The 13701-nt window shown below is 54.2% G+C and carries 11 protein-coding genes; 4 read left to right on the forward strand and 7 right to left on the reverse strand.

Annotation, left to right across the window (positions count from 1 at the left end; translation table 11 throughout):
• Window positions 1–262 precede the first annotated feature (262 nt).
• The gene (locus LL947_RS05030; RefSeq protein WP_499834127.1) at window positions 263–2674 is read left to right on the forward strand and encodes a putative bifunctional diguanylate cyclase/phosphodiesterase; all 2412 of its coding nucleotides are present in this window, start codon (window positions 263–265) and stop codon (window positions 2672–2674) included.
• A 110-nt stretch (window positions 2675–2784) separates the two neighbouring features.
• Complete coding sequence (locus LL947_RS05035) at window positions 2785–2985, forward strand: response regulator (RefSeq protein WP_404417013.1); 201 nt, start codon at window positions 2785–2787, stop codon at window positions 2983–2985.
• Window positions 2986–3428: 443 nt separating this feature from the next.
• Here the strand turns inward: LL947_RS05035 and LL947_RS05040 are convergent, their stop codons facing one another.
• The gene (locus tag LL947_RS05040; RefSeq protein ID WP_499834128.1) at window positions 3429–3569 is read right to left on the reverse strand and encodes a hypothetical protein; all 141 of its coding nucleotides are present in this window, start codon (window positions 3567–3569) and stop codon (window positions 3429–3431) included.
• 456 nt (window positions 3570–4025) lie between these two features.
• On the opposite strand from LL947_RS05040, the gene LL947_RS05045 reads away from it, so the two are divergent.
• On the forward strand, window positions 4026–4931 hold the full coding sequence (locus LL947_RS05045) for a DNA-binding protein (protein WP_499834129.1): 906 nt from the start codon (window positions 4026–4028) through the stop codon (window positions 4929–4931).
• Here LL947_RS05045 and LL947_RS05050 read toward each other — a convergent pair.
• Both LL947_RS05050 and LL947_RS05055 read right to left on the reverse strand, forming a co-directional pair.
• Entirely contained in the window at window positions 4928–6007 is a 1080-nt protein-coding gene (locus tag LL947_RS05050; protein WP_499834130.1) for an extracellular solute-binding protein, read from the reverse strand. The two genes, LL947_RS05045 and LL947_RS05050, sit on opposite strands and share 4 nt — an antisense overlap.
• A complete protein-coding gene (locus LL947_RS05055; protein ID WP_499834131.1) occupies window positions 5994–7712 on the reverse strand; it encodes a chloride channel protein in 1719 nt (572 codons plus the stop codon). Before LL947_RS05055 ends, LL947_RS05050 begins: the two co-directional genes overlap by 14 nt.
• A 125-nt stretch (window positions 7713–7837) precedes the next feature.
• On the opposite strand from LL947_RS05055, the gene LL947_RS05060 reads away from it, so the two are divergent.
• Window positions 7838–8527: an aspartate/glutamate racemase family protein gene (locus tag LL947_RS05060; protein ID WP_404417025.1), complete on the forward strand. Its 690-nt coding sequence runs from the start codon at window positions 7838–7840 to the stop codon at window positions 8525–8527.
• 99 nt (window positions 8528–8626) lie between these two features.
• Here the strand turns inward: LL947_RS05060 and LL947_RS05065 are convergent, their stop codons facing one another.
• The 4 genes from LL947_RS05065 to pepQ form a co-directional block, all read right to left on the reverse strand.
• Window positions 8627–9808 (reverse strand): acetyl-CoA C-acyltransferase family protein, encoded by a 1182-nt coding sequence (locus tag LL947_RS05065; protein ID WP_499834132.1) that lies wholly within the window; start codon window positions 9806–9808, stop codon window positions 8627–8629.
• A 136-nt stretch (window positions 9809–9944) separates the two neighbouring features.
• Window positions 9945–11123, reverse strand: coding sequence for a vWA domain-containing protein (locus LL947_RS05070; protein ID WP_499834133.1), 1179 nt, complete (start codon window positions 11121–11123; stop codon window positions 9945–9947).
• 3 nt (window positions 11124–11126) lie between these two features.
• Window positions 11127–11981, reverse strand: a complete 855-nt coding sequence (locus tag LL947_RS05075) for an AAA family ATPase (protein WP_499834134.1) — start codon at window positions 11979–11981, stop codon at window positions 11127–11129.
• Between the two features lie 415 nt (window positions 11982–12396).
• Window positions 12397–13698, reverse strand: coding sequence for a Xaa-Pro dipeptidase (pepQ, locus tag LL947_RS05080; RefSeq protein WP_499834135.1), 1302 nt, complete (start codon window positions 13696–13698; stop codon window positions 12397–12399).
• Window positions 13699–13701: the final 3 nt, after the last annotated feature.

Genomic DNA, 13701 nt, shown 5'->3' on the forward strand with positions numbered 1-13701 from the left:
ATAATTTTCATCACATCATTATCAATTTTTTGGATGCGACCTGGAATTTAATTCAGATATGTTCGTCTAAATAAATGATGGCGAGATCTGAAAAAATAACAAATATTAGACAGAATGCCAATAATTGCTGTTTCAGTATTTGTTGTATAAATAGTTGATTATATTGTTTGACACTTGCGCCAGCTGCTTTACGCTTCCAGTCAGATTACCTGAAGAGTCATTCGATAATGAATAGATATCCCCTTATATTCTGCGTGAGACTATGAAGATTGCTGACTTGGTGCTTGAAAAGGATCCCTTCTTTACCCTTTCCCTTGATCTATTTGCCTGGGTGGATCGTACTGGAAACTTTCTGCAGCTTAACCCTGCTTTCAAGCGCTTTCTGGGTTACGAACTTGATGAGCTAAAAGGCCAATCCTTCACTTATCTGGTGATCACTGAGGACTGCTACCTGGTGGAAAACGCGCTCCAGTGCCTGGATGCAGAGTCGCCGGTGCAGGATCTGGTGGTTCGGGTTGAGGATTCATGGGGGCACATACACTGGATGGAGGTCAAAGCCGCGCTGTGTGCGCAAGCGCTGATTCATATGGTCGCCCGGGATATCACGCATCGCCGACGCCTGGGGCAGGAGGTTGACCGTCTGGCCGAGCGTCTTACCACCACGCTGGATAGCATTACGGATGGTTTTTTTACGCTGGATCACGAATGGCGCTTCACCTACCTGAATGCCGCTGCCCAGCACCTGTTGAAACATGAGTCGGGCGATCTAGACGGTGTCAGTTTATGGGATGTCTTTCCCGAGGGGCTAGGGACCGAGTTTGAATATAATTATCGTCGCGCTCTTGACGATAATATCAGCGTTTCTTTTGAGGCACGTTATCCAGATCTTGGGCTCTGGCTTGACATTAATGCCTACCCCTCCCGTGAAGGGCTGGCTGTGTATTTTCGTGATATCAGTGCACGCAAGGCTAACGAGCAGCAGCTTCACGTGCTGGAACGCAGCATCGCGGCGAGCATCAATGGGGTGGTGATTACTGATGCCACCCAGAGTGATCATCCGATTATCTATGTCAATCCGGAGTTCGAGCGGCTGACCGGTTATCAATATGAAGAAATACGCGGTCGCAACTGCCGCTTTCTACAGGGACCCGACACCGATCCTCAGGATGTTGCTAAAATACGCGCTGCTGTACTTAACGGACAGACAACCCAAGTCATATTGCGCAACTATCGCAAGGACGGCACTCCATTCTGGAACGAGCTGAACATTTCGCCCGTGGTAGATGACCAGGGGCAGATCACCCACTTTATCGGTGTGCAGCACGATATCACTATCCAGCGCCATAACGAACAGCGTTTGGCTTTTAACGCCACCCATGACCTCTTGACCGGGCTTGCCAATCGTACCCTACTGGAAGAGCAGTTGGCAGATGCGGTCAATAATACACGCGAGGAGCAGGTGTTGGGCGTGCTGTTTGTCGATCTTGATGGTTTTAAACCCATCAACGATACGCTTGGTCACTGGGTCGGTGACAAGCTGCTCAAGCAGGTCGCCGAACGTCTTTTGGCTGAAACCGAGGCTGACATTACCGTTGCCCGCTTTGGTGCCGATGAGTTTGTGGTGGTCATGCCGGCCTGTGTGGATCTGACGAGAGTGCAAACCAAGGCTGAAAGACTGCTTGCCATTATTGCGCAGCCTTACCGTATTGGTGACAACGAATTGCGCATTACGGCAAGCATTGGGGTCGCCATCAAGGAAGAACTTCTGGCGTCGCCAATGATACTGGTACAACAGGCAGACATGGCCATGTATCGTGCCAAGCATCAAGGCCATAACGCCGTTTATTGGTACCGAAAAGAACTCGGCCAGAAGGTTAGCGAAAGTGTTTCACTACGACGAGACCTGCAAAAAGCCATTGATAACGAACAGTTTGAGCTTTATTACCAACCTCAGGTTCACAGCCCAAGCGGGCGAGTGACCGGCTTTGAGGCGTTAATCCGCTGGCAGCATCCTGAACGTGGCCGCGTATCGCCCGTGGATTTTATCAGCTTAGCTGAAAGCACTGGCCAGATTATTCCCATCAGCGATTGGGTGTTGGCTACCGCCTGCCGTGATGGTAAAGCGCTTAACGCCCTTGGCCTGGGCGATTTCAGCATGGCGGTCAATATCTCACCCATGCAGTTTCAGCGTACCTACTTTGTGCGTGATCTTTTCCACGTGCTAAAGAAGAGTGGCCTGCCGCCGCGATTACTTGAACTTGAGTTGACCGAAGGGGTGTTGATGGAAAGTGCCGATTGGGCACTGGATACCTTGAAAGGTCTCAGAGGCGAGGGAATTCAGCTGGCAATTGATGATTTTGGAACTGGTTTTTCCAGTCTTAGCTATCTTAAGCATTTGCCCGTCAGCAAGATCAAGATAGACCGTGAATTTATCAAGGATATTACTAGCGACCATCGCGATGCTGCCATTGTTCGGGGAACTATTGACATGGCGAGGGCCCTTGGATTTGAAGTGTTGGCTGAAGGGGTCGAAACCCATGATCAGCTTGCTTATCTTTCCAACCAACGATGCACACACTATCAAGGCTTTTATTTCGCCAGACCCATGCCGCTGCTTCGCTTGAAAACCTTTCTTGAACGACATCATCGCGAGCGGGAAGCCTTTGAAATCTGAGTTGATGCACCGGCAAGAACGACGCGTTAGCACCTTGATCATGTGGTCAAGCCTTTGTGGGGACCTTCGCATCATTGTCCACAAAAAGACCATGACGCTAATGAGCGGTAGTGTGTTTCTGCCAGGTCAAGGAAAACGACTCGGGCATCGTTCAGGTCAAACTGCCAGGGCATACTGATCTGAAAACAGTCACGGAGGCGATTAATGAAGGGGCAATCTACAAATTTCTGACCAAACCCTGGGATGACAGCGAGTTGCGCCAGGTGGTCAGGAAAACCTTTCAGCAATCAGCCTTGCAGGCGCTCTCCTGAAGGTGTCATACCCAATATTGCAGTGATGCAAGCGGAGAGCCTAGAGCATCGAGTACTGTTGATCACATCAATCACCTGGTTTATGCAGTTTGGGCTTGCTCGGCTTAAGTTGCCGCCAAGCATTGGGACCAATTTGTGTGATCCCAGGGCTTAAGGCGACTGCGTAAAAAGCCAGACCGGCAAAAGCAAGCAGGATTTGAACGCTAAGCGAACCCTGGAGGGTCAGCATTAAAAGCAGCACGATTGTTCCAATCGTTATCGCAAAAATAGATTTCATAATATGGTGGGAATTAACCTGTGTTGAACTTGCCCGTGGCCATGTCATTCAAGCTAAGAGTTTCAATAGGTTACGGTGTATAATAAGATATTGCTGATAGGTTGAATGACAATGCTTGATCCAGCTGTAAAGTCCAGCTGGGAAAGTTGTCTGTATGCAAGATATTTCAATCGATATAGGCAGCATTTACATTCATGTAATTTAATTGAAGCTGGGCCTTTTTATGCCAGAATTTCAAAACATCAGCATCAAGTGCAGGTGATAGAGGCTTTTTGAGTGCGCTGGTTTTCAGGTAGGCAGTTTTCATGGAGATTACTCTTTAAAAGGATGTATAACTACGCTTTTAGCGCATAGCGCAACATCCTTGTTTAGGCATTTCCCTTGCCACGCTCAACCTGAGTATGACGCTTATAATGTTCAGTCACCGTGCGCTAGCGAACGCAGGGCTGAAAAGAACAATTAATGTGATTTATAGCTGCTTGCGTGCGTTAGCGCACAGATCAAGCACCGCCTGTGGCCTGTACTGGGTGTAGATGCCGCAAGGGAGGGAGGGAACAAGCTTTACATGGAATGTTGCATCGTACGTCGCAAGGACTGCGACGTCATCAATGCGAACCTATCAAAGCAACGCCATCAAGGCTATTCGCTAACGTGGCAGTATCAGACCTGGCCAGACGCTCTCATGAAAACATTTTGTATTGTATTTAATTCGATATGAAATACTATTAAGCCATGAAGGATATGGCAATCACGGAGACGTTTCATGCCTCGCCCCGGTATCACTTATGAACAGGTGGCCCAAGCGGCCAAAAAATTAGTCGAGCAAGGCACTAACCCCACCATACAGCGCATCAGAGACGACTTGGGAACTGGAAGTCCAAATACCATTCATCGTCACCTGCGCGACTGGAAAGCCACTCAGGCGCCTGCAGAACGTAAAGCCATCCAGCTACCTGACGCCCTGATCTGCGCAATAGCCGATGAAATAGAGCGCCAGGTATCAATAGTGCGTGCTGACATGGAAATGCAGGCCCAGGAGTCACAACATACTGCTGATACGCTGGCAGAAATAGGCGAAGAACTTGAATCTCAGACAGAGCTGTTACTTTCTCAGGTGAATCGTTTGGAAGGCGAGCGTGATGATGTTGTGAATGAGCGTGACACCTTGCGTGCAGAGTTCGAGCGCTTACGTAAGGCGCTGGACGAAGAGCGCGAGGACGCTGAAAAAATGCGTCAGGCCTTAACTCAAGCGCAAGCGCGTCTCAAGCTGTTTAGCGAACAGCGCGATGAATATTATCAATCCAGCATGGAAGCCCAGCGCAAACTTCAGGTAACCGAGCGCCTGCAGCGTTCCACTGAGCGTGCCAAGGCGGCTGCTGAAGCCAAACAGGCAGCAGCAGAGCACAATGCGAGCGATCAGCGCGAAGCCCTGAAAGCAGAGCGACAAGCCCGCAAGCAAGATGCCGATGCCGTGCGTAAGGATATCGCCCAGATGCGCAATGAATGGAAAGAGCGTTTGACGGTTCTGGAGCAAAGCGTTCACAGCGCTGAGCAGCGCGCCGTCGCCGCTGAACGGGCACGTTCCAAAGTGGAGATACAGTTAAAGGCGCTCAAGAGTCAGGATGGTGTCAGGCCGCCAGGTAAACGGCGTTTGAGCAAGGACGGTTAGAGACTGCCCCCTTGTTGCCACTGTTCGAAGCGTTCATGTAAATGGTCTCGCACCCGTGCGTACCAGCCAACATCTTTGGTGATGGACGTCTGGCTGTTGTAGGGATGCGTAGGTATGTGTGGGCGAATGTCAAAGCCATCAGGGTGTTTATGAAGCAGAGCCGAGGCAGAGTGGCGGGCAGGGCCATAGGCAATGCGTTCCGCTACCGCTGCAAGCCGTTGGGTGCGGGTGGCAAAGCGAATAAATTGCCGGGCGGCCGCCTGATTGTTGGCTGAGGTGGGAATGGCCCAGGTCTGATGTTCCTGTATCTGACTGTCCCAGATAATCTGAATCGGGCTGCCCTCGGCAATGGCGGCAAAAAAACGTCCATTATAGCCAGATGCCATGACCACCTCGCCGCTTTCCAGCAGTTCTACAGGTTCGCTCCCTGCCTGCCACCACAAGGTGTGTGGCCTGAGCGCATCAAGGCGCTCAAATACCAATGTCATGCCCCGCGGCGTGCTCAACAGTGGGTAAAGGGATTCGCGGGGGACATCAAACGAACGTAAGGCCCACTCAATATTGCCGTCGGGGATGTCCTGGAGGGCACGTTTGCCAGGAAAATCCTGCAGATTGAACAGGTCATGAACGCGAGAGGGAATAAAGCCTTTGAACGCCCGAGTATCGTAGGCAATCACGGTGGCATACAGAAGATGGGTCAGCGCACACTCATTGAATGCGCTGTCAATAAAGTCCCGCCTGGCGGGAGTGCCATCGGCGCCGTCAGGCAGGTCGTCAAACGTCAGACGCAGAAGCTGCCCTTGTTGGCATGCAGTCATGGCAGCGTTTTTGGTCATATCGATCAGATCGGGCGGCGTTGATTCAAGAATTTCCAGTCCACCGCTATACGGCACTGTTTCTACTTGAATGCCGGTAGCGGCCGTAAAGGGTTCAAACAATACTTCCTCAAGCACTGCCTGATAGGCGCCACCCCATGAAGCGACCACCAGAGGTGCTGGCTGGTGAACCGGAGAAGCAGCTGCCAGCACAGGCAAACAGGTTGAAACACATACCAGCCAAATATTAACCAGGCGCATATTCCTCCCGACGCATATCAGCCAGAATATCCAGGTAGGCGCGAATCACATCCGATTCAGCAACAGCTCCAATCAGACGATGCTGCCTGTCGACAACCGGTACCCGCTCGCCCACAAATTCACGCAGGGCCTGCATGCTTTCCCATAGAGGGGTATCGCTATACAGGCATAGGTCGTCCGGTGGGGTGTATTGGCGGGCTTCATCCTGCGGCGCTGCGCTGATCAGCGCATGCAGGTGCACGGTGCCAAGGTAGCGGCCAGCGGCGTCTACCAGATAGGCTTCTGCCGCCTGCGCCTGGCTCATTGCCAGCATGGCGTCACTGACGCTGGCGCGGGGGCTGAGTTGCAGACAGTGCGGGTTGATCAGTGCTTGCAGCGTATGGGCTGTCAATAGCGCTTTACTGCGCCCGCCGGAAAGGTCTATGCCGCGCTGGTGGAGCTGACGATCAAATAGAGAGCGCCCAAACAGCCGTGATGTGGTCAGGCTGGCGAGTGCCACGCTGCTCAATGCGGCAATGGTCAAGGGGTAATGGCCGGTCATCTCGAATACGATAACCACTGTGGTCATGGGGGCGCCAATTACCGGTGCAGTTACCGCTACCATGCCGCAGACGGCATACACCACCACGGCTGAACTGGTGGCTCCGCTAAAGGTGGCGACCAGGCTGCCGAACAAGGCCCCGAACAGGCTGCCGATCAGCAGGGCGGGGCTGAATACGCCGCCAGCAAAGCCCATGCCGAGGCACCAGGCGGTGGCCAGTATTTTCAGAATCAGCAATATTGCCAGTTCCCAGCGGCTGAAAGCTTCATCAATCAACGCAAAGCGCAGATTTTCACCACCCGCGCCGAGGATTTCAGGAAACCATAGCGCCACAACTCCCAGCGCTGCGCCAGCAAAAGCCGGCTGGGTGATGGCTGGGATTGGCACGGCGCTGGCGCAGCGCCCAACCCAGAGGATGGATTGCATATAAGCCACGGCCACCAGCGCGCTGGCCATGCCAAGTAACAGAAAAAGCCCGAATTCCCAGAAGTGGAGTATTTCGGCAGATTCGATCTGCAAAAGAGGCGGTTGGGGCAGAATGGTATTGGCAGCCACATAGCCAACAATCGAAGCAACGGCGATAGGGGCCAGGGCGCGCAGCGAAAAATGGCGCAGGATAACTTCCTGAGCAAACAGGATGCCGGCAATCGGGGCATGGAAAATGCTCGAGATAGCGGCGGCAACGCCGCAGGAAACCGCGACATTGCCCATGGAAATGTCCATGCGGAAAAGCCGTGACCATAGTGAGCCCAGCAAGCCACCAAGATGCACCAACGGGCCATATTGGCCTACTGAGGCGCCACTACCCAGAGAGAGCAGGCTGGCAATGCCCGATAAAAGCCCCGTCCGTGCAGCGGGCTCCCCCTGGCGGGTCTGTACGGTGGCAATGATATCCGGCGGGCCGTGAAAGCGTTGGCCTTCAATAAAATGCCGGATAATACCTACGGCTAACCCTCCTGAAGCGGGCACCATCACGGTGGCTATCAACAGCAGCCATTCGCTACTTGCCATCAATCGGCTGCGTGGTGAGATCAATAGACTATCGTTCATCCACGTGATGCCGGCCACAAAGAAGTTGGCAATAACCGCCGCAGACAAGCCAATCAGGATACCCAGCCCGGCGATATAGCTGGTTCGCAGCAGGGTGTTCAGCGTTGCCTTCATCCGCATTCCCGGACGCTTTTTTGAGAAGTTATTTTTGTTTGCATTACTATAAGTGTAGTCAGAATATCCTTGTGTCTGAATGATTAAATAACAACCTAGCTTAATATCTGGAGAAATCGCAGACGATGAAAACGCTTGGCCTTTTGGGTGGCATGAGCTGGGAATCTACCCAGACCTATTATCGACTGCTTAATCAGCAGGTTGCACAGCGACTGGGCGGCCTGCATTCGGCAAAGGTAATTCTTGATAGCCTGGATTTTGCCGACGTTGAAGTGTTGCAGCGGGAAGAGCAGTGGGAGGCGTTGGCTGATCTGTTGGTCAAGCATGCCCTAAGGGTTGAAGCCGCTGGCGCTGACGGCCTGATAATTGCCACCAACACCATGCACCGTGTTGCGTCACAGGTAGAAGCCGCGCTGTCCATTCCGCTTTTGCATATTGCCGATGCCACGGCACAGGCGTTGCGGGAGGATGGCGTTCAAACCGTTGGGCTTTTAGGCACCCGATTTACCATGGAACAGGCATTTTACCGCGAGCGCCTGGAAACCCAGGGGATTACCGTGCTGGTGCCGAATGATACTCAGCGTGAGGAGGTTCACCAGATTATTTATCAGGAACTGTGCCGGGGTGTGCTGGATAAGAACTCCCGCGCGGCGTATCTGGACGTTGTGGAAGATCTGCATCGACGTGGTGCGACCGGGGTCATACTGGGCTGTACGGAAATCGGTTTATTGATCAAACAGCATGACACCACTGTTGCACTGTATGACACCACCTTGTTGCATGCGAAGAGAGGTGTTGAGTGGGCATTAGCATGAAAAAGTCAGAAGCTTAGAAAAAATAGTCAGATTAAGTGTCATTATCGGCGTCGGCGGGCTCTTGCCACGCCGACGTTTAGTATTTTGCCCGTTAACGCTTTACAGGCGCTCAAAAATGGTTGCAATTCCCTGGCCGCCGCCAATACACATGGTGACCAGCGCATAGCGTCCACCGGTACGCTCAAGCTCATGGAGTGCTTTGGTGGCGATAAAGGCCCCGGAACAACCCACCGGGTGGCCCAATGCGATGGCACCGCCATTCGGATTGGTTTTCTGCATGTCCAGCCCCAGGCCCTTGGCGACGGCCAGTGCCTGGGCGGCAAAAGCTTCATTGGATTCAATCACATCCATATCGTCAAGTGACAAACCAGCTTTCTCCAGCGCCAGACGCGAGGCGGGGATGGGCCCTTCACCCATGATCTCATTCGGCACCCCGGCCACCGCGTAAGACACCACGCGGGCAATCGGCTTGTGTCCGGCACTGTCGGCCGCCTCTGCAGAAGCCAGCACCATAAAGGCGGCGCCATCGTTAATGCCCGAGGCATTACCGGCTGTGACGGTGCCGTCTTTCTTGAAGGCCGGGCGCATTTTACCCAGGCTTTCCATACTGGTGCCCGGCTTGACGTGCTCATCGGTATCGACAACGACGGTGCCCTTACGGGTCTCAAAAGTGATCGGGACGATCTGAGACTTGAAGCGTCCTTCCTCGATGGCGCGCGCTGCACGGGCATGGGATTCCACTGCAAAGGCGTCCTGTTCCTCGCGGCTGATATCCCACTTTTCGGCCAGATTCTCAGCGGTTATGCCCATGTGCCCAACCCCGAAAGGATCATTCAGGGTGGCCACCATCATGTCGACCATGCTGGTATCGCCCATTCGTGCACCCGAGCGCATGGCAGGTGACAGGTAACCGCCCCGCGACATCACTTCAACGCCGCCCCCAACGCCATAATCACAATCACCCAGCATGATGTTCTGGGCAGTGGTCACAATGGCCTGCAAACCAGAGCTGCACAGGCGGTTCACCGCCATGGCGACGGAATCCATCGGCAACCCGGCCTGAATGGAGGCAACGCGTGCGACATAGGCGAAACGCGCATCCGTGGGGATGCAGTTGCCCACGGTAACGTAGTTGATCAAGGCGGCATCCACCTGGGAGCGGTTGACCGCCTCTTTCATGACCTGGCCCGCCAGTTCATGGGGTTCTATGGAGCTTAATCCGCCACCAAAGGCGCCAATGGCAGAACGTACGGCACTTAATACGACGACTTCTCGACTCATTACGGGCGATCCTATTGTTGTCTGTTGTTGTCTACTACTGAGAAACTTACAAATATGTAACAAACTCAATTATCAGGGTAGCACATGGCCGTGTTTTCACATGATCAAAATGGTCTTGGATGCGTGGTTCCGCGCTTTAGCGGGCCAGTTGGCTCATCGCCGCATCCAGGCCCTCCAACGTCATCGGGTACATGCGGTCGTCAATCAGTTCACGAATCAACTGGGTCGAGTAGGTCATTTCCCAGGCGTGTGGTGGCATGGGGTTGAGCCACGCCAGGCGAGGGAATGCAGCGGTCAAACGCTTTAACCAGATGCCACCGGCCTCATCGTTGAAGTGTTCGACGCTGCCACCCGGGTGAGTGATTTCATAGGGCGACATCGCAGCGTCGCCGACCACCACGACCTGATAGTCATCCCCGTAGGTATGCAAAACGTCCATGGTCGGAAGTCGTTCACTGCCACGGCGGCGATTGTTTTGCCAGACGCCTTCATACAGGCAGTTATGAAAATAATAGTGCTCAAGATGTTTGAACTCCGAGCGCGCGGCGGAAAACAGCTCCTCGCAGACGCGGATATGGTCATCCATGGAACCGCCGACATCGAGAAACAGCAGAATCTTGACAGCGTTGTGGCGTTGCGGGCGCATCTGGATATTCAGCAGGCCCGCATCCCGGGCGGTTTCACGGATGGTTCTGTCGATATCAAACTCTTCAAGCGCCCCTTGACGGGCAAACTTGCGCAAGCGGCGCAGTGCCATCTTGATATTGCGAGTACCCAGTTCTAGAGAATCATCATAATCGCGAAAGCGGCGCTCATCCCACACCTTGACGGCGTGTCGGTGGCGGGAGCCCTCCTGGCCGATACGGATACCTTCCGGGTTGTAGCCATAGGCGCCAAACGGACTGGTGCCGCCGGTACCAATCCATTTGTTGCCGCCCGCATGGCGCTCTTTCTGCTCTTCAAGACGTTTTTTGAAGGTGTCGATCAACTGTTCGAGCCCGCCCAGGGATTCGATCCTGGCCTTTTCTTCATCACTGAGCTGTTTTTTGAACTCACGGCGCAGCCATTCATCGGGGATCAGGGCGTCAATGGCGGCATTCATATCCTCAATGCCCTTGAACCAGGCCGCAAAGGCGCGATCAAAACGGTCGAAATGACGCTCATCCTTGACCATGACGGTGCGTGCCACCTGATAGAAAGCTTCCATATCGGCAAACACCACGCCACGTTCGACGACAGCATGTAAGTCCAGCAGCTCGCGCAGCGACACCGGCACGCCAGCACGTTTCAGCGTTTCAAACAGGCCGATAAACATGGCTTAGCGCCCCGTGTTCTTCTGGCGACGCAGCATGAAGGCCAGCCGTTCAAGCAGTTGCGTATCCTGCTCGTTCTTGACCAGCGCACCTGCCATCGGCGGTAGGGCCTTGACCGGGTCGCGGTGATAAAGGGCTTCCTGGGCCAGCTCGTCGGCCATCAGCAGTTTCAGCCAATCCACCAGTTCGGAGGTCGAAGGTTTTTTCTTGAGCCCGGGTGCGCCGCGTAAATCAAAGAACACTTCCAGCGCTTCGCTGACCAGACGGGGTGCAATATCGGGGAAGTGAACGTCGACAATCGCCTGCATGGTCTCGCGGTCGGGGAATTCGATGTAATGGAAAAAGCAGCGGCGCAAAAAGGCATCCGGCAGCTCTTTTTCGTTATTCGAGGTGATCACGATGATCGGACGCTGCTCGGCACGAATGGTTTCACCGGTCTCATAGACGTGAAACTCCATACGGTCGAGCTCTTGCAGCAGGTCGTTGGGGAACTCGATGTCCGCCTTGTCGATTTCATCAATCAGCAACACCACGCGCTCACCGGCGCTGAAGGCTTCCCACAGCTTGCCGGGCTTGATGTAGTTGCCGACATTTTCCACCCCTTCCACCCCAAGCTGCGAATCGCGCAGGCGGCTGACGGCGTCATATTCATAAAGCCCCTGGGCCGCCTTGGTGCTGGACTTGATATGCCAGGTGATCAGGCGTGTACCCAAGGATCCGGCCAACTCCTCGGCCAGCAGGGTCTTACCGGTGCCTGGCTCACCCTTGATCAAAAGCGGCCGCTCCAGCACAACGGCAGCATTGACGGCTTGCTTGAGGGCATCGGTAGCAATGTAGGAGGACGTGGATTCAAACGCCATGACGGTTCCTTAACAAGTGAGAACTGAATTCAAGCAAGTGTACGTGCTGCGGTTGAGGATGTCTTGGCGGAAGCCCTGCACTGTCATGTGGCAACGCAGCAAATTTGTGCGCTACCACAGTGCGTATTGCAGTGCGTCAACACCCAGTGGCTAGCTTGAAGAAATAGATTTTATTTTTTAAATATATGAAAATAAGAAGATAATTATTTTTTGGCACGTAAGTCGCAATAGGCAAGATACAAGGCGGAAAAGTTGCCGCCTACATCGCTGCCACGCAACATACAGCGTCATTTCAGACTAACCTGTATGGCTCTGGCAACGATACACCGAGTGAGCTGGCGTGCTCCACCTGGTCCCCTTCGGGGGGCCTTTTTTATGTGCGCCTTTTATGCTTCATGGGCAGTATGAGGAAGGATCAGGGCGTCAGATTCTCGTAGCCGTTTTCTGTAATCACAATATTGTCTTCAATGCGAATACCGCCGCAGGGCGTAAGTTGCTCGACCAGAATCCAGTTGATGGGCAGTGATTGTTGACGCAAGGGCGCCAGCAGCATGGGAATGAAGTAAAGCCCCGGCTCGATGGTGATGACCATGCCCACTTCCAGTTCACGGGTCAGGCGCAGGGCCGGGTGTTCAGACGGTGCGGGAGCCGGCCCGCCGGCCGGGGTGCGTAACCCGGCCACATCGTGAACCTGAATGCCCAGCAGATGCCCCAAGCCGTGAGGGCAGAAGGCGCGGGTGACGCCTTCACTGACCGCTGATTCGGCGCTGCCACGATACAGATCGTGGTGAATAAGAATGTCCGCCAGCGCCTGATGCATTTCTTCCTGGAGGGCAGTGAATTGTTGGCCGGGCCTGGCTTTTGCAATCAGCTGGTCCTTCAGGCCATGCAGGGCGTCAATCAGGGCTTCAAACAGCGCAGGGGCATCCGGGCCCAGATGGGTGCGGGTGATATCGGCACTGTAACCGCGATAGCGACTCCCTGCATCCACCAGCAGGCTGAACCGCTGATGGGTCGTCTGGGCGTTGTAGTGTTGGTAATGCAGAATGCCGGCATGATCATTCATGCCCACGATACTGGCATAAGGCAGCTGGGATTCACGCTGACGGCTGGCCGCCAGATAAGCGAGCTGGATATCCAGCTCGCTGGCTGCCCCGGCAAAGGCTGTATGGGCTGCCTGGTGACCGGCCATGGCCAGTCGGTTGGCTTCACGGATGCAGCTGATTTCGTAGTTGCTCTTGATCACCCTCAGCTCATCCAGGGCCAGCAGCAGGGTGGGCGGGTTGGCATCCCCCTCTGGCACTGCTAAGCCAGCATGTTCAAGCGCTGCCGCGTCGCCGATCCAGGCGCTGTTCTGGCTCAGCTGAGGTGCCTGAATGTCGTTGCACAACACCACCTCAAACTCACCGACCCAGCGTTCCTCCGGCAGGGTTGTGGGCTGATGCCAGAAATCAGCCGGTGCGTGCAGGTGGAGGGTGGGCCTTGCTTCCGGGTGAATCACCAGCCAGCTGTGCGCGGCATCCACCAGCGGCACCCAGTGCACGAAATGGCCGTAGGCCTTGAAACTGGCCAGCTGGTCATCCGCGTAGTGCGCACTGGGGTGTCCGCTATAGATGGCAATGGCATCCAGGTTGAACTGGCTCATCAATGAGCGGTAGGCCACCAGGAGTTGATGGATATGAGCTTCTTGTTGGCGCTGCAGTGCTTCTGTGGACATGGC

It is taken from the genome of Halomonas sp. BLK-85, assembly GCF_044792155.1.
Taxonomy (GTDB): domain Bacteria; phylum Pseudomonadota; class Gammaproteobacteria; order Pseudomonadales; family Halomonadaceae; genus Vreelandella.

What these genes read in the sequence shown, in the direction of transcription:
- LL947_RS05030 (WP_499834127.1), top strand. Translation starts at nt 263, where the DNA reads ATGAAGATTGCTGACTTGGTGCTTGAAAAGGATCCCTTCTTTACCCTT.
- LL947_RS05040 (WP_499834128.1), bottom strand. Translation starts at nt 3,569, where the DNA reads ATGAAAACTGCCTACCTGAAAACCAGCGCACTCAAAAAGCCTCTATCA.
- LL947_RS05045 (WP_499834129.1), top strand. Translation starts at nt 4,026, where the DNA reads ATGCCTCGCCCCGGTATCACTTATGAACAGGTGGCCCAAGCGGCCAAA.
- LL947_RS05050 (WP_499834130.1), bottom strand. Translation starts at nt 6,007, where the DNA reads ATGCGCCTGGTTAATATTTGGCTGGTATGTGTTTCAACCTGTTTGCCT.
- LL947_RS05055 (WP_499834131.1), bottom strand. Translation starts at nt 7,712, where the DNA reads ATGAAGGCAACGCTGAACACCCTGCTGCGAACCAGCTATATCGCCGGG.
- LL947_RS05060 (WP_404417025.1), top strand. Translation starts at nt 7,838, where the DNA reads ATGAAAACGCTTGGCCTTTTGGGTGGCATGAGCTGGGAATCTACCCAG.
- LL947_RS05065 (WP_499834132.1), bottom strand. Translation starts at nt 9,808, where the DNA reads ATGAGTCGAGAAGTCGTCGTATTAAGTGCCGTACGTTCTGCCATTGGC.
- LL947_RS05070 (WP_499834133.1), bottom strand. Translation starts at nt 11,123, where the DNA reads ATGTTTATCGGCCTGTTTGAAACGCTGAAACGTGCTGGCGTGCCGGTG.
- LL947_RS05075 (WP_499834134.1), bottom strand. Translation starts at nt 11,981, where the DNA reads ATGGCGTTTGAATCCACGTCCTCCTACATTGCTACCGATGCCCTCAAG.
- pepQ (WP_499834135.1), bottom strand. Translation starts at nt 13,698, where the DNA reads ATGTCCACAGAAGCACTGCAGCGCCAACAAGAAGCTCATATCCATCAA.